The sequence below is a fragment of the Rhizobium oryziradicis genome, assembly GCF_001939045.1.
Lineage (GTDB): Bacteria > Pseudomonadota > Alphaproteobacteria > Rhizobiales > Rhizobiaceae > Allorhizobium > Allorhizobium oryziradicis.
Window position 1 is genome coordinate 261,912 of sequence record NZ_MKIM01000031.1, and the last position, 23,971, is coordinate 285,882.

Sequence of the window (23,971 nt, forward strand, 5' to 3'; positions counted from 1 at the left end):
TCCTTGTTAGCATCTGCAAAAGATTCGGGGAGCTCTCTATGCCAAGATTGTTCACTGCCCTCGAAATTCCGCGTAACGTTGCATTGAGCCTTTCTTTGCTGCGCGGTGGGCTACCAGGAGCTCGATGGATTGATGTGGAAAATTACCACATCACCCTCCGCTTCATCGGCGATGTGGATAACCGCACCGCAGATGAAATTGTGGATCGGCTGGATCGGATTGATCGGCCAGAATTTCAGATCAGTTTGAACGGTATTGGCTCTTTCGGGTCGAAAAAGCCGCATTCGATCTGGGCGGGTGCCACGCCAAATGCTGAAATGACCGCCCTGCAAGGCGAAATAGAGCGCATCTGCCAGCGCATTGGCCTGCCACCGGACCCTCGAAAGTTCACGCCCCATGTGACGCTGGCGCGGTTGAAATCAGCGCGGTTGGACGACGTTATTCACTACCTATCAGGGCGCGGCAATTTCCAGACCGCGCCCTTTTTTGTGCCGCGCTTTGTGTTGATGTCGTCAAAGGATTCGGTTGGTGGCGGACCTTATCTCAGCGAGGAGTATTTCCCGCTTTATGAGATACGCTCAAATATGGCCCCTGCCCTCAGCGCCGAGTACCCGCTCTAGCATTCTGCTTGGCGGCTTCTTCCGGCTGGCCTCGATGGCCAGCCAAGACCAAGGACATGATGATGCGATATGAAAAGCTGAGCAATGAGGCGGTGGCACTGGCGCTCTCAGAGCTTGATCACTGGATGCTTTGCGAGGATCAAACAGCGATCAGCAAGGAGTTTGCCTTTGGTGATTTTACGCAAGCGTTTGGCTTTATGACGGAATGCGCGCTGGTGGCCGAGAAAATGGACCATCATCCCGAATGGTTCAATGTTTACCGCCGTGTCGATGTGCGGCTCACCACCCACGACGTCAACGGTTTGACGGCGCATGATTTCAAATTGGCGGCCGCCATGGACAAGATTGCGGCGCGTCGGGTTTGACCTGATGGACAGGCATCACCATATCCTTGGGATACGAGGCAAGGATGGTTGCAATGGATGACGTGAAAATCGGCGAAATCCTGCTACCCGGCGATGAGGCCAAGCAGGAGCGTCAAGAAAAAACGGTGTTGAAGAAATTCTGGCCGACCATGAAAAAGGCGATCCGCCATGTTCCGTTCAGCCGGGATGTGGTGGCGGCATTTTATTGTGCCACAGACCGCAACACGCCGCTCAGAGTGCGCGGTATTTTGCTGGCGGCGCTGGGCTATTTTGTCATGCCGATTGATGCCATTCCCGACATGCTGGCCTTTGTTGGTTTTACCGATGATATCGCCGTTCTGACCACCGCACTTGCGCTGATCAACGGCCATATCAAGGATGCGCATTATGATGCTGCCGATCTGGCGCTGGCGGATAAGGTGGAGGCCGAATAGGTCTGAGCGTGCTGGGCTTGCATTGAAGTGAAGAGAGACCCGCTAATTCTCTTTTGAGGCGCTGCTCTCTCATTTGTGAAGAGGCAATGGATTTATGTGCTTTTCAGTCTAAATCCTGCCCGATTTTCTGTGTTGTTCCATTTGGTGCATGAGTGTTTTGGGTGGCCTGTGCGCTACTCAAGATTGGCCTTCTGTGCCAATTTCGTCGTCACTGGATCATTCATGCGTGAATATGTCGGGTTTCGAGGGGTCAATTGCGCAAGTGTTGACGATTTGGTAACCAAAATTAAGTCAAATTGAATGCGATTTCGAGGCTCGATTGGTTGGCGCGACGGCTGTTTTTAGTTTGTGCGACAGATTGGCTGGATTTCAACTTCGACGAATAGAAGCGGCGGTAAGAAAATGTTTGTAAAAAGAATCGCAACGGCATTGGCTCTTGTACTCGGCTTTACTGGCGTGGCGATGGCACAAGCGCCAAGCCCCACGCGGATCGAACAATTCAAGGCTTGGGGAGCTTATTCCTACAAGTCGGGAAAAAACACAGTTTGCTATGTTTTGTCGGTGCCCACCACCAAGGAGCCGGCATCGGTCAACCATGGCGATATTTTCTTCATCGTATCGCAGCGCCCGGGCCAGAATATTTCATACGAGCCACAGGCGATGATGGGCTACACGCTCAAGGCTGGCTCCAAGGTTACGGTGAAAATCGACAACAAGAGCTTCACCATGTTCACCAAGGACAGCGCCGCCTGGGTTGAAAATGCGGCTGAAGAGCCTGCTCTTGCTGCGGCGATGAAATCGGGCAAGACCATGTCGGTCAGCGCATTTTCCGCCCGTGGTACGCCAACCAGCTACACCTATTCTCTGCAGGGCATTTCCGATGCCTTCAAGCGCATTGAAAAGTGCAAGTAAGCTGAACATTCATTGTGGGTTTTATAAGGGCCGGTTTTCCGGCCCTTTTTGATTTTGGATGACGCGGCGGTTTTTTAATGATAAGTGCGCGACAACTGTGGCCTTGAAGGCCATTTCGCCCACGTCTGCGGATGGTGTGGCGAGCGCATATTTCTTGAAACGCGAGATGTGAAATCAAAGATGGCGATAGCCCGCATGCGTGTGCGATGGCGGTTGCCTCTGGTTTTGATGAGGTGAAGCAATGGCTGCCACGGACATGATGATTGAACGGGAAAAGCCCGTGAGAACTGCGGCGCTGGCCGACAACACCAAACCAAGCCTGATCGGCGTGACCCGCGAAGAGATGGGCGACATGCTGCGCGAAAAAGGCGTGGCTGAAAAGCAGATCAAGATGCGCGTGTCGCAGATCTGGAATTGGATTTATGTGCGCGGCGTCTCTGATTTTGATCAGATGAGCAATGTGTCCAAAGATATGCGCGAGGTGCTGAAAAAGCATTTTACCATTGGTCGCCCGGAGATTGTCGAAGAACAGGTCTCCAACGACGGCACCCGCAAGTGGCTGTTGCGCTACCCACCGCGCGGCGCTGGTCGCCCGGTGGAGGTCGAATGCGTTTATATTCCCGAAGAAGGCCGGGGTACGCTGTGCGTGTCCAGTCAGGTCGGCTGCACGCTGACTTGCACCTTCTGTCACACCGGCACGCAAAAGCTGGTGCGCAATCTCACCGCTGAAGAAGTGCTGAGCCAACTGTTGCTGGCCCGCGATCGGCTGGGTGATTTCCCGGATCGCGATGCCCCCGTTGGCACCATGGTGCCGAATGAAGGCCGCAAGATCACCAATATGGTGATGATGGGCATGGGCGAGCCGCTCTATAATTTTGAGAACGTGAAAAAGGCACTTCTGATAGCATCAGACGGCGATGGGTTGTCGCTGTCCAAGCGCCGCATTACCCTTTCTACCTCCGGTGTTGTGCCGGAAATTTATCGCACAGGTGACGAGATTGGCGTGATGTTGGCGATTTCGCTGCATGCCGTGACCGATGAGCTGCGCGATCTGCTGGTGCCGATCAACAAGAAATACCCGCTGAAGGATCTGGTGGAAGCCTGTCGCAACTATCCGGGCCTCTCCAACGCCCGGCGCATTACCTTTGAATATGTCATGCTGAAGGATGTGAACGACAGCTTGGAAGACGCCAAAGGCCTGATCAAACTGCTCAAGGGCATTCCAGCCAAGATCAATCTTATTCCGTTCAACCCATGGCCCGGCACCAATTACCAGTGCTCGGATTGGGACCAGATCATGAAATTCGCCGATTTCATCAATGCGGCAGGCTATGCCTCGCCAATCCGCACCCCCCGTGGTCGTGATATTCTGGCAGCTTGCGGCCAGTTGAAGTCTGAGTCGGAGCGCATGCGCAAGACCGAGCGCCTGGCATTTGAAGCGATGATGATTGTGGGCCACGGCGAGGACGATTGATCCTCGCCAATTTGGCTTCACCGCGCCTGCGTCATCAAAATCTTGGCGGCAAACACCGAAAACACGCCTGCAAAGGTGTAATCCATGCCGCGCAGAACCTTGGGGTTTTCCTGTAGCCAATTGGCGAGCTTGTGGGCCGCCAGCACGATGGCTATGGTGACGGGTAGCGACACCAGCATGAACCAACCGCCGAGAAACAGCAGTTTTCCGGTGACGTCTGGATCATGGGCGGTCACAAACTGTGGCAGAAAAGTCATGAAAAAGATGATGACCTTGGGATTGAGCAGATTGACCCAGATACCATTGAAAAAAGCGCTTTTCACCGAGCCTTTTGCTCCGGTTTCGGCTTTGGCCACGAATTTCGAGCCTTTGCGCACCGCCTGAAAGGCCAACCACGCCAGATAGGCAGCACCGCCGCTTTTCAAAATCAAAAAGGCCGTTGGCGAGGCAACAATCAGCGCCGAGACACCAAACGCAACCAGCATGGTGTGAACGGCAATACCGAGATTGGTGCCGAGCAACACCGCAAGGCCTGCCGCTTTGCCATCGCGCAAAGCGCGGCTGATGGAGAGCGTCATATCTGGCCCCGGCGTTGCGGCCAGCAGCAGGCAAGCGGCGGTAAAGGCCAGAAGAGTGGGCAGGCTGGGTATGAAATTCATGGCAGTGCTCGCAAAAAAGCCCGATAAGGGTTCATTCCTATCGGGCTTCACTGGTTTTGCCAATATGCTACTCTTTCACGATATTATTTTGAAAGATGCGCCTGAAAGGCTTCGGTATAATCAGGATGCCAACGTGACAGCGGCGGGCGGTTTTCAATGATGTCGCCAGCAGCCCAGGCGATGCGCTTTTCATCCAGGCTGCGCGGCACATCATTATCCGGGCAGAGAATGTAGAAATCGCCGTTGTGCAGGCTTTGCATCATGAAATCGGCGGTTTGTTCCGCAGTCCATGCGGCGGGCGGCTTTTCTGTGCGGCCATTGGCGGTGAGGCCGGTGAACACAAAGCCCGGAATCAGCAAATGGGCCGATACGTTGCAATTTTCCGTATTGCGCAACTCATGTTGCAAAGCCTCGGTGAAGGCTTTGACGCCTGCCTTAGCAACATTATAGGCGGGATCACCGGGGGGCGTGGTGATACCCTGTTTCGAGCCGGTGTTGATGATGATGGCAGGTTCGCTATGGGCGATCATGCCGGGCGCAAACACCTGAGTGCCGTGGATGACGCCCATGAGGTTAACCGCCAGCACGTTATCCCAATTGACCTGCGGGCCAAACAGGCTGCTGCCGGGCTGAATGGCGGCATTGTTCATCAGGAGGTGCACATGGCCGAACCGCTGGATAACGGCGCGTTCCAGCGCCTCCAGTTCGTCGCGCTTGGCCACGTCTGTTTCAATGGCAACAATATCGCTTTCGGGATTTTCAGAGAGAGCGGCCACATCGATACGGGCTTGCGCCAAAGCATCGCCTCCGAGGTCGACCAGCACAACACACATGCCTTTTTCGGCCAATATTTTGCATACGGCCAGCCCGATCCCTGAGGCTGCACCGGTTACCACTGCGACTTTGCCTTTGGCAATGACGGATTGGATGTCTGTCATGTCTTGCTCCTTACGTCGCTGTTGCGATTAACCTTGAGGATATGGGGCAGTTTATTGGCAAGTCAATTCGGGTGCGGCTATTGCACTGTTGTGTGGCTTCACCCTTGCATGATGGGATAATCCGGCTAAAAGTGCCTCAAACCCAAGGAGGCCCGGTTGAGTGGTCTCGCCCAAAGCACACGGACTTTGAAACATCATGGCACTTCCCAAAGACGTAAAGAAGGTCGTTCTCGCCTATTCCGGCGGTCTTGACACCTCGATTATCCTGAAATGGCTGCAAACAGAGCTTGGAGCAGAAGTCGTCACCTTCACCGCTGACCTTGGTCAGGGCGAAGAGCTGGAGCCTGCGCGCAAAAAGGCAGAAATGCTCGGTATCAAGGAAATCTTCATCGAGGACGTGCGCGAAGAATTTGTCCGTGATTTCGTCTTCCCGATGTTCCGCGCCAATGCGGTCTATGAAGGCGTTTATCTGCTGGGCACGTCTATTGCCCGCCCGCTGATTTCCAAGCACCTGATTGAGATTGCCAAGAAAACCGGCGCTGACGCCATTGCCCATGGCGCGACCGGTAAGGGTAACGACCAGGTTCGTTTCGAGCTGTCGGCCTATGCCCTGAACCCAGACATCAAGATCATTGCCCCTTGGCGCGATTGGGCCTTCAAGAGCCGCACCGATCTTCTGGCCTTTGCCGAGCAGAACCAGATTCCGGTTGCCAAGGACAAGAAGGGCGAGGCCCCGTTCTCGGTGGATGCCAACCTGCTGCACTCTTCGTCTGAGGGCAAGGTTTTGGAAGATCCAGCCCAGGAAGCACCGGAATATGTGCATATGCGCACCATTTCGCCGGAAGCTGCTCCCGACAAAGCCACCATCATCAAGGTTGGCTTCCGCAAGGGCGATGCCTGCTCGATCAACGGTGTTGAAATGTCGCCAGCCACGCTGTTGGCTGAGCTGAACACCTATGGCCGCGAAAATGGCATTGGCCGTCTCGATCTGGTGGAAAACCGTTTCGTCGGCATGAAGAGCCGTGGCATTTACGAGACCCCCGGCGGCACGATTCTTCTCACCGCGCACCGCGCCATTGAAAGCATCACGCTCGACCGTGGCGCTGCTCACCTGAAAGATGAGCTGATGCCGCGTTATGCCGAACTGATCTACTACGGCTTCTGGTTCTCGCCAGAGCGAGAAATGTTGCAGGCGATGATCGACAAGAGCCAGGAACATGTTGAAGGCGAAGTGACGTTGAAGCTCTACAAGGGCAATGTCATGGTGATTGGCCGTGAAAGCGACAAGTCGCTCTATTCCGACCAGCTCGTCACCTTTGAAGACGATCAGGGCGCTTACGACCAGAAGGATGCTGCGGGCTTTATCAAGCTCAATGCGCTGCGTCTGCGCACCTTGGGCAAGCGCAATTTGTCCAAGTGATTGCCGTACTGTGATGGCTCAGACCGCTGCCGGGACACCGGTGGCGGTTTTTTATGGCGCTTTTCTCCAAGCCCTTCGAAAGCCAAGATAGGCAAAAATCGCCAGAAATTCCATGGCGGGAATAATGGTGCCAAAGGCGGTCAGTGGATCACTAAGCCACGCGGCCCCTACGCCGCCCAGAAAGCCGCAGCCCATTTGCACAAAGCCCAGTAGCGCTGAGGCTGAACCCGCCAGCTTGGGGTGGGGTGTGAGGCCTGCCGTGGTGATATCGGGAATCACAAAGGCCATGCCGAACGAGCAGATGGCAACCGGCCCCATTATTGAGAGATAGGTGGGGGTGATCAGATGGGTGGAGAGAAAAATCAGCACACCGCCAAGACCCGCAAGCGTCAGACCAAAGATCAAAGCACCCCCGATGGGCAGTTTTTTAGCAACCAGCCGCAAGGCGACGGAGCCGAGAAAATAAGAGCCGGTCTGCATCAACATGCCAAGGCCGAATTGCGAGGGTGTCAGCCCAACCTTGTTGATCAGCACAAAGGGCAGCATGGTGGATTGCGCATAAAGCGCACCGACGCAGCCACCCAGCACAAGAGCAGCAAACAGCACCCGCAGATCGACTATCAGGGTTGCATAAGCGATTATCAGCCGCGTGGGGCGAATCAGGCTGCGGTCTGGCGTGATGGTTTCTTTCATCAGCAAGGCCACCACCATGAAACTTGCAATGCCAAAGCCGACCATGAGAAAAAACACCGATTGCCAGCCAAACGCCGCCAGTGCCAAGCCACCCACCGTTGGCCCCATGGCCGGGCCAACGGCCAGCATAATGCCGATCATATTGAGAATGCGCGCCGCTTCCGTGCCTGCAAATTGATCGCGCACAATGGCGCGTGACACGGTAACGCCCACGGATGCGCCAATGCCTTGAATGATACGCCCTGCCAGCAGCATATCCACCGAGGGTGCAAAGGCGGCCAAAAGACTGCCAATCAGGTAAATGCTCAGAAAAAACAGCGTTGCACGGCGGCGGCCAAAGGCATCGGAACAGGGGCCAGACAGCAATTGCGCACAGGCAAAACCGGCAAAATACAGCGATAGACTGAGCTTAATGGCCGCATCGGTGGTGCCAAAGGCATGCACCAACTGCGGCATGGCCGGGGTGTAGATCGACATCGAGAGCGGACCAATCATGGTCAGCAGGGCACCCAGCATGGACGTGCGGTTTTCGCTCATGCGGGCAGGCGGTGTTTGGGATTGGGTCATTGTAACGTCACTGGCGAGGGAAATCTGCGTGTGTTGTTTCTTGCTAACGCAATCAGATTGGAATTGAAATTGCTGAACGCGCTTTCGTGCCGCAAGGCGTGACAATTCCAAAATGGGTGCCTATATCTTTCATAGAATTTTGATGAAGGAATCGCCCCATGAGCCAGAGTGAAAAATCCTATTCCACCGTCACCGAATGGAATGGCCCGCACGGCTTGCCTCGGTTTGAGCTGATCAAGGATGAGGATTTTGCGCCGGCCTTTGAAGCGGCTCTTGCTGAACACAATGCCGATATTGATGCGATTGCGGGTGATCCGTCCGAGCCTACGTTTGAAAACACCATTGTGGCGCTGGAACTTGCCGGAGATGTCCTATCGCGCGTCTCCGCCTTGTTCTGGAACAAGGCCGGTGCCGATACCAACAAGGTGATTCAGGCGCTGGAGCGTGAGATTGCGCCGAAAATGTCGCGCCATTATTCGAAAATCAGCATGAATGCTGCGCTCTTTGCGCGCGTTGATGCACTGTGGGAAAAGCGCGACAGCCTTGGCCTCTCGCTGGAGCAGACCCGTGTGCTGGAGCGCCATTGGAAAGGTTTTGTCAAAGCCGGAGCCAAATTGGGCAAAGATCAGCAGGAGCGGTTAGCTGCGATCAATGAACGGCTGGCAAGTCTTGGTGCCAACTTTGGCCAGAATGTTCTGGGCGATGAAACCGATTGGGCGCTGCCGTTGAGCAGCGATGAAGAGCTGGTTGGCCTGCCTGACTTTCTCAAAGATGCTATGGCTTCGGCCGCCAGCGCACGCGGCAAGGGCGAGGCCTATGTGGTGACGCTGTCGCGCTCCATCATCGTGCCTTTCCTTGAATTTTCCGAGCGGCGCGATTTGCGCGAACAGGCTTTCAAGGCTTGGGTGGCGCGTGGCGAAAATGGCGGTGAGCGTGACAATCGCGCTATTGTCAAAGAAGTGCTGGCGTTGCGCGACGAGAAGGCCAAGCTGCTGGGCTACAAGAATTTTGCCGCTCTCAAGCTCGACAACACTATGGCGAAAACCCCGGAGGCCGTGAACGATCTGCTGATGCAGGTCTGGGATAAGGCGGTTAAGCAGGCAGGCGTGGAAGAGCAGGAATTGGCAGCGCTGATTGCCAAGGACGGCAAGAACCACGAAGTTGCCCCTTGGGATTGGCGCTTCTATGCCGAAAAGCTGCGCACAGAACGCTTCAATTTCTCTGAGAGCGAGCTGAAACCCTATCTCCAGCTCGAAAAAATCATTGAAGCCTGCTTTGCCGTTGCCAAAAAGCTTTTTGGTATTACGGCCGTGCCGCTGAAAGACGTGGTGGGCTATCACCCCGATGTGCGGGTGTTCGAAATCCGCGAAGCCGATGGCACCTTAAAGGCGCTGTTCCTTGGCGATTATTTTGCAAGGCCTTCCAAGCGCTCGGGTGCCTGGATGAGTTCTTTCCAGTCGCAGCACAAGCTGCCCTTGAAGAATGGTGTTAAGGGCGAATTGCCGATCATCTACAATGTCTGCAATTTCGCAAAGCCTGCCGAGGGCAAGCCAGCCCTTTTGTCTTTGGATGATGCCCGCACGCTGTTTCATGAATTTGGTCACGCGCTGCACGGCATGTTGTCGGATGTCACCTATCCGTCTGTGTCGGGCACAGGTGTTTCGCGGGACTTTGTCGAGCTGCCTTCGCAGCTCTATGAGCACTGGCTGACAGTGCCGGATATTCTGAAAACCTATGCCGTGCATTATCAGACAGGTGAGGCCATGCCGCAGGCGCTGTTGGATAAGGTGTTGGCCGCGCAAACCTTCAATGTCGGTTTCAACACTGTGGAGTTCACCTCTTCGGCGCTGGTGGATATGGCGTTTCACACCATGGACAAGCCGGTGGAAGACCCGATGGCGGTGCAGGCCGAGGTGCTTGCCAAAATCGGCATGCCTGCATCCATGGTCATGCGCCATGCCACGCCGCATTTCCAGCATGTGTTTTCCGGTGATGGCTATTCGGCTGGTTACTATTCCTACATGTGGTCGGAAGTGCTGGATGCCGATGCTTTTGCAGCCTTTGAGGAAACAGGCGATGCCTTTAATGCCGATATGGCAAAGCGGTTGAAGGACAATATCTATTCCATCGGCGGGGCGGTGGATCCGGAAGAAACCTACAAAGCCTTCCGTGGCCGTCTGCCAAGCCCGGAAGCCATGCTGAAAAAGCGCGGTCTTGCGGCGTAAGGCTTTGTCGCAAATTCTGTGACGATTTGGTGAAATTTGCCCGCTCAGCGGGCAAAGATTGGCGTTTGAAAGGGTGGTGGAGCGAATCGAATCGCCTGCCCCCCTTTCGCATTTGCAAAAAACAAGGTATGAGCGCCTCAAAGTAACAGGCGTGCCACCGGCATTTGCGCCAGAGCCATCAGAGATCCTTATTATGAAAATTCGCAATATCGCGATCATTGCGCACGTTGACCATGGGAAAACTACCCTTGTTGACGAACTCCTGAAGCAATCCGGTTCGTTCCGTGAAAACCAGCGCGTTGCAGAACGCGTGATGGACTCAAACGATCTGGAAAAAGAACGCGGTATTACCATTCTCGCCAAGGCAACCTCGGTGGAGTGGAAGGGTGTTCGCGTTAACATCGTTGACACCCCCGGCCACGCCGACTTCGGCGGCGAAGTTGAGCGTATTTTGTCGATGGTGGACGGTGCAATCGTTCTGGTTGATAGTTCTGAAGGCCCAATGCCACAGACCAAGTTTGTGGTTGGCAAGGCGCTGAAGGTTGGTCTTCGTCCCATCGTTGCCATCAACAAGATCGACCGTCCCGATGGTCGTCATGAAGAAGTGATCAACGAAGTCTTCGACTTGTTCGCAAGCCTGGATGCCACCGATGAGCAGCTCGACTTCCCAATCCTCTACGGTTCTGGCCGCGATGGCTGGATGAACGTCAACCCTGAAGGTCCAAAGGATCAGGGTCTGGCTCCTCTGCTCGATCTGGTGTTGCAGCACGTTCCTGAGCCAAGCGTTGGCGACGAAGACGGCGCGTTCCGCATGATCGGCACCCTGCTCGAAGCCAACCCATTCTTGGGTCGCGTTATCACCGGTCGTATCCATTCTGGCTCTATCAAGCCAAACCAGTCCGTGAAGGTTCTGGGTCAGGACGGCAAGGTTATCGAAACCGGCCGTATCTCCAAGATCCTCGCATTCCGTGGCATTGAGCGCACAGCCATTGATGAAGCCCATGCTGGTGACATCGTCGCCATTGCGGGTCTGTCCAAGGGCACGGTTGCCGATACATTCTGCGATCCGTCGGTGTCTGAGGCGCTGGAAGCCCAGCCAATCGATCCGCCAACGGTGACCATGTCCTTCCTCGTCAACGACAGCCCGCTGGCTGGCACCGAAGGCGATAAGGTTACCAGCCGCGTCATTCGTGACCGTCTGTTCAAGGAAGCCGAAGGCAACGTTGCCCTGAAGATTGAAGAATCAGAAGGCAAGGATTCGTTCTTCGTGTCTGGTCGTGGCGAATTGCAGCTGGCCGTTCTGATCGAAACCATGCGTCGCGAAGGCTTTGAGCTGGCTGTGTCGCGTCCGCGCGTTGTGATGCACAAGGACGAGAACGGCACCCTGATGGAGCCGATCGAAGAAGTTGTGATCGACGTGGATGAAGAACATTCCGGCGTTGTTGTTCAGAAAATGTCTGAGCGTAAGGCTGAAATGACCGAACTGCGTCCTTCGGGCGGCAATCGCGTGCGTCTGGTGTTCTTTGCACCAACCCGTGGTCTGATCGGTTACCAGTCTGAACTGCTCACCGACACCCGTGGTACGGCGATCATGAACCGTTTGTTCCATGATTATCAGCCGTTCAAGGGTGAAATCGGCGGTCGTTCCAACGGCGTTCTGCTGTCCAACCAGTCCGGTGAAGCCGTGGCCTACGCCATGTTCAACCTGGAAGATCGTGGCCCGATGATCATCGAGCCAGGCGAAAAGGTTTATGCAGGCATGATCGTCGGCATTCACTCGCGTGATAACGATCTGGAAGTGAATGTGTTGAAGGGCAAGCAGCTCACCAACATTCGTTCTGCCGGTAAGGACGAAGCTGTGAAGCTGACCCCGCCAATCCGCATGACGCTGGACCGCGCTCTGTCGTGGATTCAGGACGATGAGCTGATGGAAGTGACGCCAAAGTCCATCCGTCTGCGCAAGTTCTACCTCGACGCCAACGACCGTAAGCGTTTTGGCAAGGCACGCGCTGCTCAGGGCTGATTGTCAGTTCTTTTCGGGTTGAAAATTTCATACCCCGTCCGGTTCGGACGGGGTATTTTTTTGTGCGTATCGCCTCTGGTCACTCTTGCTGAGATGCTTAAGGATCTGTTAATTTTAACCGATGAGGTTAATGAAAGTCTGTGGGTAAGGGTGTCGCTAAACTGCTGGACGGATTCTTTTTGGCCGAATCGGTTTAATGGAACTCATGCAACACATTTGAAATAGGGGATGGCGTGTCCGTCTCCCTCTTAAGCGGCCCTATTGCACCGGCGCAACCAGAGTGGCGTTATGAAAACGTTGTCCATTGACGTGCGTCCGGCGGCTCCGGGCGATGCAGTCGCACTGTCCGATGTGCATCGGCAGGCGTGGCAATATTGCTATAGCGGTGTGATACCGCATAAGCCGCTGTCGAACATGATGGAGCGGCGCGACATCGCATGGTGGCGAAAGGCCACCCGTGGTCCGGCAACGGTGCTGGTGGTTGATATTGGCGATACCATCGCAGGTTATGCCACTTTGGGCCTCAACCGGGCTCGCGGACTCCCTTATGATGGCGAGATCTATGAGATCTATATGCGGCCTGAATATCAGGGCGTTGGGCTTGGCCATGTGCTGTTTAACGAAAGCCGCCGTGCGTTGAAATCCTTCGGCTATCAAGGTCTGGTGGCGTGGTGCCTTGAAGATTGCGATGCGGCTGTCAGCTTTTTTCGCGCCAATGGCGGTGTTGATCTGGTTGAAGGAACGGAAGATTTCGATCACGTCAGCTTGAAGAAGCTGGGCTTTATCTGGCAACGCTGAGGTTTGAAACCTGTGCCGCGATGCGCCTTGGTGCATGCTTTCTTGGCTATGCATCTCACGGCCAGTTGATTTGCCACCAGAAACCCTTTACGACACCGGGGATTTCAACAATCCCATGGGGTTAGATATGCGTATTGATGCAATCTCTATCGGCAAGAACCCACCTGATGACATCAATGTTATCGTTGAGGTGCCAATTGGTGGCCAGCCGATCAAGTATGAGATGGACAAGGACGCCGGTGCGCTGATCGTTGACCGCTTCCTTTATACTCCGATGCATTATCCGGGCAATTACGGGTTTGTGCCGCATACTCTGTGTGAAGACGGTGACCCGATTGACGTGTTGATCTGCAACACGCGCCCTCTGGTGCCCGGCTGCGTCATCAACGTGCGCCCAATTGGCGTTATGCTGATGGAAGATGATGGCGGCAAGGATGAGAAGATCATTGCTGTGCCGGTGCAGAAGCTGACCCGTCGTTACGACAAGGTTCAAAACTACACCGACCTGCCAGAGATCACGCTGAAGCAGATCCAGCACTTCTTTGAGCATTACAAGGATCTGGAACCCGGCAAATGGGTCAAGATCGGTGACTGGATGGATGTGGATGTTGCCAAGCAGCTGATCCTCGATTCCATCGAGCGCGCCAAGAAGTAAGATCAGGCTGTCAGCTTATCGAGCTTTCCAATCAAATCCTCCGGGTTGCCATCGATCCGGAGGATTTTTTGTCGGGCGGTATCGCCAGAGACCAGCGTTATCGACGATTTGGCAATGCCCATTCGCTTGGCTAGAACCGCAATCAAGGCCTTATTGGCCTTGCCCTTTTCGGGCACGTCGCTGACGCGCACTTTCAAATGCGCTTCACCATTGCTGTTTCGCTCAACGCCATCCACACCATCGCGCCCGCCGTTGGGTGTCAGCCGAACAGCGAGGCGAATATGATCGTCAAAAACCCGGTAGGGCAGGCTCACAGACGTTTAGGATAGCAAGATGGGTGCCAGCGTGCTCCACATCAATTGCCGCACAAAATAGATGATCAGCAGCAGGATGATGGGCGAGATGTCGATGCCACCCAGATCCGGCATGATACGGCGAATGGGCCGCAGCACCGGCTCGGTGACATTGTAAAGGAACAGACCGATCTGGCTGACAAACCGGTTGCTGGAATTGATAACATTAAAAGCGTAGAGCCAGGAATAGATAGCACTGGCGATCAGAATCCAGGTGTAAAGGTCAAGGGCCAGGTCAATCGTTTTCAGCAGGGCCAGCATGGCAGTCTCCATTTGCGTGTTATTCGCAGATGTAGCTATTGAGACCGGATCGGGCAAGTGTTGCCTTGCCAGCTGCGTTGATTCATGTTTAACGCAAGTATGTTGACGCGCCAGACCCCCACTGGCTGGAGAAATTGACCGCTATGTCCGTATTGCAACAGGCTGACCGTTTTGCAGCATTCAGGCATGCTGCCTATGCCAAGTTTTTCATGGCACGGTTTTTGGCCGCCTTCGCCATTCAAATCGTCAGTGTTTCTGTCGGCTGGCAGATGTATGAAGTGACTGGCAACGCGCTCTATCTCGGTTTGATTGGTCTGGTGCAGTTTTTGCCCGCCCTTTTGCTGGTGCTGGTCACAGGCACGGTTGCGGATCATTTCAATCGGCGGGTGATTGTTGCAATTTGCCTGGGTGTTAGCGCTGTCTGTGTCGGATTGCTGCTGGTCTTGACCATAAACAATGCGTTTGCACCGATTCCGGTGCTGTTGATCATGACGATTTTTGGCATTGAGCGGGCCTTCATGGGGCCCGCGGTGTCATCTCTGGCCCCCAATCTGGTGCCGGAAAAAGATCTGGCCAATTCCTTTGCCTGGAATGCCTCGTCCTGGCAGACGGCGTCCATTCTCGGCCCTGTTGCGGGCGGCTTGCTCTATGGCGTCGGTGCCAGCGTTGCTTATGGCGTGGCGCTTGTGTTTATGGCGGCGGGCACGCTGTTTATTCTGCTGGTGCCAAAGCCAGCCAAGAGAACAAACAATGAGCCCAAAACCCTGACCTATCTGCTGGCTGGATTTAAATTCATCCGCCATGAAAAAGTGGTGCTGGGGGCGATTTCGCTTGATCTGTTTGCGGTTCTCTTGGGCGGGGCTGTGGCACTGATGCCGATTTATGCCTCGGATATTTTGACGATGGGGCCGCTTGGCCTTGGTATTTTGCGCTCGGCTCCCGGCGTTGGTGCCATTCTGATGGCAACGTTTTTGGCAACCTTTCCAATCCGCCACCGCGCGGGCCTGCTGATGTTCCTAGGCGTTGCCATTTTCGGCATTGCCACCGTGATTTTTGGCGTCTCGAAAGTCTGGTGGATTTCGGCCATCGCTCTTGCCGTGATGGGCGCTGGCGACATGATTTCGGTTTATGTGCGCGAAACCCTGCTGGCGCTGTGGACGCCGGATGCCGTGCGTGGCCGGGTCAATGCCGTGAACTCGGTGTTTGTCGGGGCATCCAATGAGCTGGGCGAGTTTCGCGCTGGCACCATGGCGCATTTGATCGGGCCGGTTGCCGCCGTGGTGGTGGGCGGTGTTGGCACCTTGGCAGTGTCGGTTATCTGGGCCCTGGCTTTTCCAAAATTGCGCACCATTGATACGTTGGAAAATCCCGACCTCAAATAGAGATTCTTGTTTATGCATCTGATTTATCCGAAAACCGGTTCCCACTTTTCGGTTCGATGCTGTAACACCTCATCCTTGAAAACAAGATCGAGGAAGTCGGATAACCACGCTTTCAACGGTGCATCAAACAACATGCGGCCTTCCAGATGGTCCCGGCCTTTTTGCGCGTTGGGCATGGTAAAGCGTGAGGCCCCATGCACCACCCAGCGCTGCATCATGGCGCGGGTCAATTCGGCATGAAACTGCACGCCGAATGCCTTCTCGCCATAGCGGATGGCTTGATTGGGGTAGGTGTCGGATGTGGCCAGCAAGGTTGCGCCGTGCGGTAGATCAAAACCCTCGCGATGAAATTGGTAGACCATTTTCGGCCATTTCATCAACAGCCTGCCGTGATGGGTCGGCTCAATCGGATACCAGCCAATTTCCACCAGCTCTTTCGTATGGGGTTGCACCCGGCCGCCCAAGTGGCGCACCAGCATTTGAGCACCAAGGCAGATGCCGAGATAGGGGCGGTTTTCCTTGAGCGGAACGGAAATCCAGTCGATCTCGTGCTGGACGAAATGTTCGGGATCATTGGCGCTCATCGGCCCGCCAAACACCACAACACCGCTGTGGTCATCCAGGGTTTCGGGCAGGCGATCGCCAAGGGCCGGGCGGCGAATGTCGAGCGGAAATCCTTTTTCAAGCAGCATTTGCCCAACACGGCCCGCACTGGAACGCTCCTGATGCAGAACGATCAGAACAGGCCGTCTTCCTGACAGCCGCCCAACGGGATCAGGGGGCATCACTATCTCCGGCTATATCGCCAGATTGACCCGCGCGTGCCGCTGCATTTTGCCGAGAAATGATGCGGTCGCGATCCGATACGGCGAGCAGATCGGCAATGCGCCACAAGATGTGGTCTTCCATCTCATTGCGCACGCCATCAGCATAGACAATGTCCCACAGCACACCCACCAGCTCAAGCCGCTGGTCACTATCCAGTCGCCGCTTCAACTCGGATGTGAAATGATAAAAATCGACCGCTTCATTTTCCGCCCGCTTTCCCGCTGCCAGAAGAGCCTCCAGCTTGCTATTATCCAGCGGGTAATGATCTTTGACACTTTTGCGCAAAACCTTGCGTTCTGCCTCGCTGATGGTGCCGTCCGCTTCCATCACCTGAAAGCAAAGCGCCACAATCAGCACGCGGGTGTCGTCCATTGCGAACTCGCCGCTTTGCGGTGTGTTCACAAGCGTTTGAATAAAGGCATTCAGCCTTTCCAGCATAGTATGTCCTTCACAAGATATTCAGTCGGGCTTTTTCGTCGGCAGTATTGCCGGGCTTGCGCACGCCGGGATCATCCGGCGGTCGGCCAAAGAACGGCTCGGGGGCTGCATCTTTGGACCCGTTTGCGTTTTTGGGTGTGGTTGGCAGCGGCTTGGGCGTGACAACTTTCACGCTCTCCTGCCTCTCCGCCGTTTGTTCGGCAACAGGTTGCGATTTAACCTGATCTGGCTTGACCTGATCCGATTTCGCGAGTGCCGGAAGTTCGGCAAGCGCTGAGGCACCACTCACCACGGTCCCGTCTTCTATTGATCCTGACACTTGCGCGTAGGGCACTTTCCACTCAAACGCATCAAGCTTGCCGCTGATCGGAGAATAGGGCAGCCATTTTTCCGAAACCTGACCCTCGGCCACCCAAGCCGGATCGCGCGGTGCTTTCAGAGCTTGCGCCATCCAGTAGCGAATGCGGGCCTGATCGCCGGTTTCAGCATCTTCAATGTCCGCCAGCAGCAAAAATACCCGCTCGCAGGCCCGCATGCGGGCTGCGGCTTCGGCTTTGGCGCGTGCCTTGATGAAATCATGCGCTTCCAACGCCATTTCGGCAACAATCATCAGGGATTCGACATTGTTGGGTTTGAGATGTTCAAGCCGTTCGGCCCGTTTCAGCCTGTCCATGGCCCCATCGCCGCTACGGGCGCGCACATAGACCCTTGCAATGTCGGGGTGCGGTTCAAGCTTCCATGCGCTTTCCAGCACAGAACCGGCTTTGCGCAAATTGTCTTCGCGCAGCAGGGCGCGGGCGGCAGTTGTTGCGGCTGGCACCAGATCCTTGGCGAGCTTCAAGGCGTTCATGGCATTGTCGCGGGCAAGAGCCGGGTCTCCGTCCAGAAGATCCATTGCTTTGGCGGTGAGCAAGACGGCCTTCATACGATCGGCCTCGCTGCGGCTGCTGACGCCTGCCACGCGCTGGCGGTCGAGCAGCAAAATGGCTTCGTCCCAATTGCTGGTCTGACAGCGGTGTTCCAACGTTGCGGTGGCCGCCCACGGCAGATACGGCGCTTCTTCTGCGGCTTTTTCGGCATATTGCCGTGCGGCCTCATGGGCACCCAGCCGGGTTGCCTCGAGATAGAGACCACGCAGGCCAAGCTCGCGGGTTTCGGGATCAGCAACCATTTGCTCATAGATGCGGCGGGCATGGTCGTGCTTGCCCTCAATCATCGCGGTTTGCGCTTCCAGCATCATGATCAAGGGCTCTTGATCGGCACGGATCAGCCCGCGTGCGCGCGAACTCATCCGATGGGCCAATTGCGCATTGCCTGCACCTGCGGCAATCAGGCCAGTTGAGAGCGCTTGATAGCCACGATCGCGCTTGCGGGCGCGGAAATAGCGGCGAACAGAGTGTGGAGAGGTCCAGATGGTGCGTATCAGCCACCAGCCGATCATCACCACGGCAACAAGCGCCACAATCATGGTAGCGGCAGCCGTGAGGCTCATTTCGATCAACTGGCCCTGCCAGACGATCTGCAATTCACCGGGCCGATCAGCCAGCCACGAAAAACCAAAGCCAAGGGCGAGGATCAGAAGAACATAGACAATAACACGGATCATATTGTTTCTCCTCAGCCTTGCCGCCCGGCAACCGAACGCGCCAGCGCGTCGGATACCTGAGCTTCCACAGCAATGCTGGCATCAAGGGCTTTTTTGAAAGAGGCAGAAACGTTCCGGCCCGCTTCCGGCAGGGTTTCCCACTCGGCTGCCGCTCCCTTGAGGTCGCCATTGCGGATCTTGTCTTCAATGCGCGCAACAATGGCCGATGGGCTATCACCTGCAACATTGCCCACCGGGCGCACCTTGATGATCGACATGGCGCTGGCCATCAGCCGCTCACCAATATTGGCGCTTTCAGCCGGTTGGTTGATAGCCGATAAAATGCTGTCAGCCACCGGGCCAAAGCGCTGCAACAGCTCGGCGCGTGATGCCGTGCCGGTTGTGGCATAGGGCTCAAGGGCTTTGACGGCGGGGTCTTCCGGCACAATGCTGCCGAGCGTGCGCAATTCGGCCAGGAACGGCCCGCCGCGGTCTGCTGCGGTTTTGAGGGCCGATGCGGCAATGGCGCGGGCCACTTCAATATCGTCGCGGGGCCTATCCAGCTTGGTCTGAATGGCGGTGAGCTTGTCGGAGAGATCGCTCTGGCCACTGGTCAGGCTTTGAATGCGACCTGTGACATCCGATTTCAGCTGATCAATGGTTTGTTCCGTGCTGGCAAGCTTGGTCTGAAGCTCCGTTATGGTGGTGGGATCAACGCTCTCGGCAGGGTTTTGCTTGGCACTTTCAAGCTGGGCAAGGCGAGCTTCCAAAGCCGATGTATCGGCGGCAGGCTGCCCCTTGGCCACCATCTGTTTCAGGCTTTCCACCTCTGCGCTCAGGGCTGCGACCTTGTCACTGTTGCCAGATCCCATAGCAGGCAAAAGGCCAGCATATTGAATGCTGCCAGCGGCAAGCAGCGCAATCAAGCCCCCGGCAATGCCTGCGGCCAGCAGGCTGGATGTGTTGCTGGAGGAGGGGGCGACTGGTGCCGCTTGCTCTTCCTCAGGCCTTGGCGCATGGGCGGCAAAGGCGGAGGTGCTATTGCTTTTTTCCGTGCCGTCTTCTGCCTCAGGATTTTGCGCCTCAGCAGCAGCTTTTGCCTCACTCTCTGGCTCAGATTTTGATGCGTCCTCGAAGGCGTGATTTTCGGCCGGTGTCTCGGGCTCGGGGGTGTGCGATGCTGGCGTGGCCGCTATTTCGGCATCCACCTTTTGTGGCTCCGGTGGCGGCGCAGTTGCTTCGACTGCGGGTTCCTTGCTCGATTGCTTGCTCGGTTCCGTGGTCGGTTCCGGGGAGGTCGCCGGTTCTTCAGGCGGCTTTTCCGGCGCAATCTCCGTTGCCTTCAGGTCGATGATAACCGGTTCTTCGGTCGTTTTCGAACGGCGTGGGGGTTTTCCCGAAACCATGGCAACCTCGCTTTCAATCTCTATTGGGTTGAAGTTAGTCAGGGATGAGCCGGAAGGAAAGGGGGAAGCGTGATTTTGCCGATATACCTTTGGCTCAAAGCAAAGAGAGCAAGCTTTCCTCGTTTGGGTCTAGGGCGACAAAAAGCCTGGTGTTGAAGGGAGGCGACACGGGGTCCGCAACGTTTTGGCTCAAACATAAAAAGCGTGCCGAGGCAAAAAGTTCCATGTTTTTTGCGTTAAAAGGCAGGGCGCAAAACCGCTTTGCGGTCTCAGCCGAATAAAGCAGCACCGCGTCAATCGGCTTATCGTCAAGGTGTTGGGCAATGTCGCGCTCTTGGTAGGCAATGGTTTCCATGCGATAGGCCTCGCAAACGCGATAGGCCATGCCGTATGTGTCCAGCGCGCGCTCCAATGCTTTGGCACGCGGATACCCGGCCAGATAGAGAAGAGGTGCTTCATCCGCCTGATGCTGGGCCTGAGACTGGACATGCAGCAGGTCTGCCAGCGCCGCACCATCGCCGTCTGCGGTGCGCACCTGTTGGAAGCCCAGTGCTTTCGCCGCTTTTGCCGTCGTCGATCCCACAGCAAAGAGGGGCGTGGAAAAGTGATGGTGCAAAGTGTCTTTTATCGCGGCCAGCGTCGCGATGGCTTCAGTGCTGGTCACAATCAGGGCCGAATGGGGTTGCTGAAGGGCTGTGAGCGCATGATCTGGCGCATAAACAGGTTTGGCAAGCGGCAGCATGGCGGCCTCGAAACCCGAGCGAAGAAGGCGTTTGGCCGTTTTTTGCCCCGCCCTCTCTGCTCGCGTCACCAAAACACGCATGTGTTACGTCCATCCCTCAAAAAAGCCCGGTCCGGCCTTGGCGCGAACCTTTTCGCCTGCATCCCAGCCCAGTTTGAAGCCGTCGTCGCAACGTCCTTCTGCCTCGACCGAATGGGAAACCTGCCCATCTGGGGTCAAGATTGTGCCCGTGAGGCGAATGTTTTCGCCATCGGAAAGCGCAAAACCGGCAATCGGCGTGCGACAGGAGCCATCAAGTGCTGCCAGAAAGGCACGCTCGCATGAAACCGCGTCAAAAGTCGGGCGATGGTTGAGCGGTTCCAGCAGATCCTGCACGCGGCGATCACCAATGCGGGCCTCAATACAGATAGCCCCTTGCGCCGGCGCTGGTGGAAAGCGCTCGATATCGAGATATTCCGTGATCACATTTTCTTTATCCAGCCGCTTCAAACCGGCAACGGCCAAAAGCGTGGCATCAACCTGCCCCTCGGCCAGCTTTCGCAATCTGCTCTCCACCGCGCCGCGATAGGTGATGACCGAAATATCAGGGCGCAAGCGTCGGATCAGCGCCTGACGCCTGAGCGAGGCAGAGCCAATCACGGCTTTATCAGGCATCTCCATCAATTTTGGGGCTGTGCGGCCAATAAAGGCATCGCGCATGTCTTCACGCGGCAGATAGGCGGCAATTTCCAAACCATCGGGCAGGGCAGTCGGCATGTCCTTGGAAGAATGCACGGCAAAATCCAGCTCGCCGGTGGTCAGCTGTTGCTCCAGCTCCAGCGTGAAAAGACCCTTGCCGCCAATCTCGGCCAAGGCGCGATCGGTAATACGGTCGCCGGTGGTGGAGAGTACGACAATTTCGAACATTTCCGCATCAAGGCCATGGGCTGCCACCAGCCGGTCGCGAGTTTCATGGGCTTGCGCAAGCGCCAAAGGGCTGCCGCGTGTGCCGATACGGAAAGGTTTCGTTTGCATCCAAGGTCATCCATTGTTACCGGAGGGTCTCGTACCCATGTTTCGCTTCTATCGCAATCAACCAAATCGACGCAACTTACAGTCCATGGCAGATTCTCTGAAAATTCTCGGTATTGAAACCAGTTGCGATGAAACCGCAGCCTCCGTTGTTGTGCGTCATAGCGATGGTCGCGGCGAAATCATCTCCGATGTGGTTTTGAGCCAGCTTGACGAGCACAGCGCCTATGGCGGCGTGGTGCCCGAAATTGCGGCCCGCGCCCATGTCGAGGCGCTGGATGTGTTGATTGAAGAAGCGCTGCTAAAGGCAGGCATGACGCTCAATGACGTTGATGCCATTGCCGCCACCTCTGGCCCCGGCCTGATTGGCGGCTTGCTGGTGGGGCTGATGACGGCAAAGGCCATTGCCAAAGCCGCCAACAAGCCACTCTACGCCATCAATCATCTGGAGGGCCATGCGCTGACAGCAAGGCTCACCGATGGTATTCAATTTCCCTACCTGATGCTTTTGGTGTCTGGTGGCCATACCCAATTGGTGCTGGTGCGTGGTGTGAATGATTATCAGCGCTGGGGCACGACCATTGATGATGCGCTGGGCGAGGCCTTTGATAAAACGGCCAAGCTTTTGGGCCTTCCTTATCCCGGTGGCCCGGCGGTGGAAAAAGCCGCCTTGAATGGCGATGAAAAGCGCTTCAATTTTCCGCGTCCATTGGTCGGCGAGGCGCGATTGGATTTTTCCTTCTCCGGTTTGAAAACCGCCGTGCGCCAGGCAGCAGAAGCGGCAGCGCCGGTGAGCGATCAGGATATCGCCGATATCTGCGCATCCTTCCAGCGCGCCATTGCCCGCACCATGGATGACCGCATTGGTCGCGGGCTGGAGCGGTTTAATGCTGAGTTTCCAAATCCCGTTGAACAACCCGCCTTGATTGTTGCCGGTGGTGTGGCCGCCAATCGGGCTTTGCGAGGCGCTTTGCAAAGCCTGTGCGACAAGCATGGTTTTCGCTTTGTGGCACCCCCTCATCATTTGTGCACCGATAATGCCGCGATGATTGCCTGGGCTGGCCTTGAGCGCATGGCGCTGGGCCTGCCTGCCGATGATCTCACTGTTGCGCCGCGCTCGCGCTGGCCGCTGGACAGCAATGCCCAAGCCATGCTTGGCTCTGGCAAACGCGGAGTAAAGGCATGAGCAACGCAGGAAACGGGCAACATCATATTGCCGTGATCGGCTCTGGTGCCTTTGGCACGGCTTTGGCAACCGTGATGGCGCTGGAAGGGCGCGCAAAAGTCACGCTGATTGGCCGCGATCCGGCCCTGATTGCCGATTTGCAGGCCGACCATCTGCACGACGCTGCCTTGCCCGGGGTCTATTTGCCCGATGGGCTGGCGTTTTCTGCCGAGCCAGATGCTGTCTCGGATGCCGATATTGTGTTGTTTGCCATGCCATCGCAGGCGCAGGCCGATGCCGCCGCAACTTATGGCCCTTATCTTCAAACGGATGCCATGGTTGTCACCTGCGCCAAGGGCATTGATCGGCAAAAAACGCGCCTGTTGAGCGATATTTTGGAAGAAAAACTGCCCTATCACCCGATTGCCGTGCTGTCGGGGCCGGGCTTTGCCATGGACATTGCCCGTGGTCTGCCCACTGCCATGGCGCTGGCGGCAAGCACGTTAGAGCAGGCCGAAGTGCTGGCCCGTGCTCTGTCTACTCCGACGTTTCGGCTTTATGCCTCCGATGATCGCATTGGTGTGCAGCTCGGGGGTGCGTTGAAAAATGTGCTGGCGATTGCCTGCGGCATTGTTGAAGGCCGTGGCCTTGGCGAATCGGCCCGCGCTGCCTTGATTTCCCGTGGGCTGGCCGAAATGTCGCGTCTGGTCAGTGCCATGGGCGGCAAGGCCGATACGGTGCGCGGCCTCTCTGGCCTTGGCGATCTGGTGTTGACCGCCACCAGCCACCAATCGCGCAATCTGCGCTATGGTATTGCGCTGGCCCATGGTGAGGCGGCAAGCGGCTATCTGGTGGAAGGCGCCTTTGCCGCCGCTGTTTCGGCCCGTCTGGCCGAAGGACACGAACTGTCCATGCCGATTACCGAGGCCGTGGCCTCGATTATTGAAGGTTCGCTTGATATTGACCGTGCCGTGGATGCACTTATGACCCGCCCGATCACCACTGAATAATCTCTGC

24 protein-coding genes are annotated in these 23,971 nt (G+C 56.0%); 13 read left to right on the plus strand and 11 right to left on the minus strand.

Going from position 1 to position 23,971, the window contains the following annotated elements; translation table 11 throughout:
* Nucleotides 1–38: 38 nt before the first annotated feature.
* From thpR to rlmN, 5 genes are all read left to right on the plus strand, one after another.
* Nucleotides 39–620, plus strand: coding sequence for an RNA 2',3'-cyclic phosphodiesterase (gene thpR / locus BJF95_RS21145; protein WP_075641459.1), 582 nt, complete (start codon nt 39–41; stop codon nt 618–620).
* Nucleotides 621–682: 62 nt separating this feature from the next.
* Nucleotides 683–985 carry a 4a-hydroxytetrahydrobiopterin dehydratase gene (locus BJF95_RS21150; protein WP_075641627.1) on the plus strand — a complete coding sequence of 101 codons (303 nt, stop codon included), beginning with the start codon at nt 683–685 and terminating at the stop codon, nt 983–985.
* 53 nt (nt 986–1,038) lie between these two features.
* Nucleotides 1,039–1,419, plus strand: coding sequence for a YkvA family protein (locus BJF95_RS21155; RefSeq protein WP_075641460.1), 381 nt, complete (start codon nt 1,039–1,041; stop codon nt 1,417–1,419).
* Nucleotides 1,420–1,821: 402 nt separating this feature from the next.
* The gene (locus BJF95_RS21160) at nt 1,822–2,331 is read left to right on the plus strand and encodes an invasion associated locus B family protein (RefSeq protein ID WP_075641461.1); all 510 of its coding nucleotides are present in this window, start codon (nt 1,822–1,824) and stop codon (nt 2,329–2,331) included.
* Between the two features lie 256 nt (nt 2,332–2,587).
* Entirely contained in the window at nt 2,588–3,805 is a 1,218-nt protein-coding gene (rlmN, locus tag BJF95_RS21165; RefSeq protein ID WP_425348721.1) for a dual-specificity RNA methyltransferase RlmN, read from the plus strand.
* A gap of 17 nt (nt 3,806–3,822) precedes the next feature.
* Here rlmN and BJF95_RS21170 read toward each other — a convergent pair whose 3' ends face one another.
* Nucleotides 3,823–4,464 (minus strand): LysE family translocator, encoded by a 642-nt coding sequence (locus BJF95_RS21170; protein ID WP_075641463.1) that lies wholly within the window; start codon nt 4,462–4,464, stop codon nt 3,823–3,825.
* An 83-nt stretch (nt 4,465–4,547) separates the two neighbouring features.
* Nucleotides 4,548–5,402 carry an SDR family NAD(P)-dependent oxidoreductase gene (locus BJF95_RS21175; RefSeq protein WP_075641464.1) on the minus strand — a complete coding sequence of 285 codons (855 nt, stop codon included), beginning with the start codon at nt 5,400–5,402 and terminating at the stop codon, nt 4,548–4,550.
* A 196-nt stretch (nt 5,403–5,598) separates the two neighbouring features.
* On the opposite strand from BJF95_RS21175, the gene BJF95_RS21180 reads away from it, so the two are divergent.
* Nucleotides 5,599–6,822 (plus strand): argininosuccinate synthase, encoded by a 1,224-nt coding sequence (locus BJF95_RS21180; RefSeq protein WP_075641465.1) that lies wholly within the window; start codon nt 5,599–5,601, stop codon nt 6,820–6,822.
* Between the two features lie 51 nt (nt 6,823–6,873).
* On the opposite strand, the gene BJF95_RS21185 is transcribed toward BJF95_RS21180, so the two are convergent.
* The gene (locus tag BJF95_RS21185; protein WP_075641628.1) at nt 6,874–8,052 is read right to left on the minus strand and encodes a multidrug effflux MFS transporter; all 1,179 of its coding nucleotides are present in this window, start codon (nt 8,050–8,052) and stop codon (nt 6,874–6,876) included.
* 188 nt (nt 8,053–8,240) lie between these two features.
* Between BJF95_RS21185 and BJF95_RS21190 the strand changes: the two genes are divergently transcribed.
* The 4 genes from BJF95_RS21190 to ppa all read left to right on the plus strand — a co-directional run bounded on the left by BJF95_RS21190 (nt 8,241) and on the right by ppa (nt 13,783).
* Entirely contained in the window at nt 8,241–10,307 is a 2,067-nt protein-coding gene (locus BJF95_RS21190; RefSeq protein WP_075641466.1) for a M3 family metallopeptidase, read from the plus strand.
* A gap of 193 nt (nt 10,308–10,500) precedes the next feature.
* Entirely contained in the window at nt 10,501–12,330 is a 1,830-nt protein-coding gene (gene typA / locus BJF95_RS21195; RefSeq protein WP_075641629.1) for a translational GTPase TypA, read from the plus strand.
* Nucleotides 12,331–12,618: 288 nt separating this feature from the next.
* Nucleotides 12,619–13,128: a GNAT family N-acetyltransferase gene (locus BJF95_RS21200; RefSeq protein WP_075641467.1), complete on the plus strand. Its 510-nt coding sequence runs from the start codon at nt 12,619–12,621 to the stop codon at nt 13,126–13,128.
* Nucleotides 13,129–13,255: 127 nt separating this feature from the next.
* Nucleotides 13,256–13,783, plus strand: a complete 528-nt coding sequence (ppa, locus tag BJF95_RS21205) for an inorganic diphosphatase (protein WP_075641630.1) — start codon at nt 13,256–13,258, stop codon at nt 13,781–13,783.
* A 2-nt stretch (nt 13,784–13,785) separates the two neighbouring features.
* On the opposite strand, the gene BJF95_RS21210 is transcribed toward ppa, so the two are convergent.
* Both BJF95_RS21210 and BJF95_RS21215 read right to left on the minus strand, forming a co-directional pair.
* The gene (locus tag BJF95_RS21210) at nt 13,786–14,097 is read right to left on the minus strand and encodes a DUF167 domain-containing protein (RefSeq protein WP_075641468.1); all 312 of its coding nucleotides are present in this window, start codon (nt 14,095–14,097) and stop codon (nt 13,786–13,788) included.
* Between the two features lie 6 nt (nt 14,098–14,103).
* The gene (locus BJF95_RS21215) at nt 14,104–14,397 is read right to left on the minus strand and encodes a YggT family protein (RefSeq protein ID WP_075641631.1); all 294 of its coding nucleotides are present in this window, start codon (nt 14,395–14,397) and stop codon (nt 14,104–14,106) included.
* A 143-nt stretch (nt 14,398–14,540) separates the two neighbouring features.
* Here BJF95_RS21215 and BJF95_RS21220 point away from each other — a divergent pair, with 143 nt between their 5' ends.
* Nucleotides 14,541–15,779: an MFS transporter gene (locus tag BJF95_RS21220; protein ID WP_075641469.1), complete on the plus strand. Its 1,239-nt coding sequence runs from the start codon at nt 14,541–14,543 to the stop codon at nt 15,777–15,779.
* Between the two features lie 23 nt (nt 15,780–15,802).
* On the opposite strand, the gene BJF95_RS21225 is transcribed toward BJF95_RS21220, so the two are convergent.
* The 6 genes from BJF95_RS21225 to hemC all read right to left on the minus strand — a co-directional run bounded on the left by BJF95_RS21225 (nt 15,803) and on the right by hemC (nt 21,792).
* Nucleotides 15,803–16,564 (minus strand): glutamine amidotransferase, encoded by a 762-nt coding sequence (locus BJF95_RS21225; RefSeq protein ID WP_075641470.1) that lies wholly within the window; start codon nt 16,562–16,564, stop codon nt 15,803–15,805.
* Nucleotides 16,554–17,045 (minus strand): tellurite resistance TerB family protein, encoded by a 492-nt coding sequence (locus BJF95_RS21230; RefSeq protein WP_075641471.1) that lies wholly within the window; start codon nt 17,043–17,045, stop codon nt 16,554–16,556. Before BJF95_RS21230 ends, BJF95_RS21225 begins: the two co-directional genes overlap by 11 nt.
* 10 nt (nt 17,046–17,055) lie before the next feature.
* Nucleotides 17,056–18,651 (minus strand): heme biosynthesis protein HemY, encoded by a 1,596-nt coding sequence (locus BJF95_RS21235; protein ID WP_075641472.1) that lies wholly within the window; start codon nt 18,649–18,651, stop codon nt 17,056–17,058.
* A gap of 11 nt (nt 18,652–18,662) precedes the next feature.
* Complete coding sequence (locus tag BJF95_RS21240) at nt 18,663–20,036, minus strand: mitofilin family membrane protein (protein WP_075641473.1); 1,374 nt, start codon at nt 20,034–20,036, stop codon at nt 18,663–18,665.
* 94 nt (nt 20,037–20,130) lie between these two features.
* On the minus strand, nt 20,131–20,859 hold the full coding sequence (locus BJF95_RS21245) for a uroporphyrinogen-III synthase (protein ID WP_075641474.1): 729 nt from the start codon (nt 20,857–20,859) through the stop codon (nt 20,131–20,133).
* Between the two features lie 3 nt (nt 20,860–20,862).
* Entirely contained in the window at nt 20,863–21,792 is a 930-nt protein-coding gene (gene hemC, locus BJF95_RS21250; RefSeq protein ID WP_075641475.1) for a hydroxymethylbilane synthase, read from the minus strand.
* A gap of 85 nt (nt 21,793–21,877) precedes the next feature.
* Between hemC and tsaD the strand changes: the two genes are divergently transcribed.
* Both tsaD and BJF95_RS21260 read left to right on the plus strand, forming a co-directional pair.
* Nucleotides 21,878–22,975: a tRNA (adenosine(37)-N6)-threonylcarbamoyltransferase complex transferase subunit TsaD gene (tsaD, locus tag BJF95_RS21255; protein WP_075641632.1), complete on the plus strand. Its 1,098-nt coding sequence runs from the start codon at nt 21,878–21,880 to the stop codon at nt 22,973–22,975.
* Complete coding sequence (locus tag BJF95_RS21260; RefSeq protein ID WP_075641476.1) at nt 22,972–23,964, plus strand: NAD(P)H-dependent glycerol-3-phosphate dehydrogenase; 993 nt, start codon at nt 22,972–22,974, stop codon at nt 23,962–23,964. The genes tsaD and BJF95_RS21260 overlap by 4 nt, the downstream gene beginning before the upstream one ends.
* Nucleotides 23,965–23,971 lie beyond the last annotated feature (7 nt).

Bases quoted from the DNA above. Each gene is read 5' to 3' on its own strand.
- thpR (WP_075641459.1), top strand. From the start codon at position 39: ATGCCAAGATTGTTCACTGCCCTCGAAATTCCGCGTAACGTTGCATTG.
- BJF95_RS21150 (WP_075641627.1), top strand. From the start codon at position 683: ATGCGATATGAAAAGCTGAGCAATGAGGCGGTGGCACTGGCGCTCTCA.
- BJF95_RS21155 (WP_075641460.1), top strand. From the start codon at position 1,039: ATGGATGACGTGAAAATCGGCGAAATCCTGCTACCCGGCGATGAGGCC.
- BJF95_RS21160 (WP_075641461.1), top strand. From the start codon at position 1,822: ATGTTTGTAAAAAGAATCGCAACGGCATTGGCTCTTGTACTCGGCTTT.
- rlmN (WP_425348721.1), top strand. From the start codon at position 2,588: ATGATGATTGAACGGGAAAAGCCCGTGAGAACTGCGGCGCTGGCCGAC.
- BJF95_RS21170 (WP_075641463.1), bottom strand. From the start codon at position 4,464: ATGAATTTCATACCCAGCCTGCCCACTCTTCTGGCCTTTACCGCCGCT.
- BJF95_RS21175 (WP_075641464.1), bottom strand. From the start codon at position 5,402: ATGACAGACATCCAATCCGTCATTGCCAAAGGCAAAGTCGCAGTGGTA.
- BJF95_RS21180 (WP_075641465.1), top strand. From the start codon at position 5,599: ATGGCACTTCCCAAAGACGTAAAGAAGGTCGTTCTCGCCTATTCCGGC.
- BJF95_RS21185 (WP_075641628.1), bottom strand. From the start codon at position 8,052: ATGAGCGAAAACCGCACGTCCATGCTGGGTGCCCTGCTGACCATGATT.
- BJF95_RS21190 (WP_075641466.1), top strand. From the start codon at position 8,241: ATGAGCCAGAGTGAAAAATCCTATTCCACCGTCACCGAATGGAATGGC.
- typA (WP_075641629.1), top strand. From the start codon at position 10,501: ATGAAAATTCGCAATATCGCGATCATTGCGCACGTTGACCATGGGAAA.
- BJF95_RS21200 (WP_075641467.1), top strand. From the start codon at position 12,619: ATGAAAACGTTGTCCATTGACGTGCGTCCGGCGGCTCCGGGCGATGCA.
- ppa (WP_075641630.1), top strand. From the start codon at position 13,256: ATGCGTATTGATGCAATCTCTATCGGCAAGAACCCACCTGATGACATC.
- BJF95_RS21215 (WP_075641631.1), bottom strand. From the start codon at position 14,397: ATGCTGGCCCTGCTGAAAACGATTGACCTGGCCCTTGACCTTTACACC.
- BJF95_RS21220 (WP_075641469.1), top strand. From the start codon at position 14,541: ATGTCCGTATTGCAACAGGCTGACCGTTTTGCAGCATTCAGGCATGCT.
- BJF95_RS21225 (WP_075641470.1), bottom strand. From the start codon at position 16,564: ATGCCCCCTGATCCCGTTGGGCGGCTGTCAGGAAGACGGCCTGTTCTG.
- BJF95_RS21230 (WP_075641471.1), bottom strand. From the start codon at position 17,045: ATGCTGGAAAGGCTGAATGCCTTTATTCAAACGCTTGTGAACACACCG.
- BJF95_RS21235 (WP_075641472.1), bottom strand. From the start codon at position 18,651: ATGATCCGTGTTATTGTCTATGTTCTTCTGATCCTCGCCCTTGGCTTT.
- BJF95_RS21240 (WP_075641473.1), bottom strand. From the start codon at position 20,036: ATGGTTTCGGGAAAACCCCCACGCCGTTCGAAAACGACCGAAGAACCG.
- BJF95_RS21245 (WP_075641474.1), bottom strand. From the start codon at position 20,859: ATGCGTGTTTTGGTGACGCGAGCAGAGAGGGCGGGGCAAAAAACGGCC.
- hemC (WP_075641475.1), bottom strand. From the start codon at position 21,792: ATGCAAACGAAACCTTTCCGTATCGGCACACGCGGCAGCCCTTTGGCG.
- tsaD (WP_075641632.1), top strand. From the start codon at position 21,878: ATGGCAGATTCTCTGAAAATTCTCGGTATTGAAACCAGTTGCGATGAA.
- BJF95_RS21260 (WP_075641476.1), top strand. From the start codon at position 22,972: ATGAGCAACGCAGGAAACGGGCAACATCATATTGCCGTGATCGGCTCT.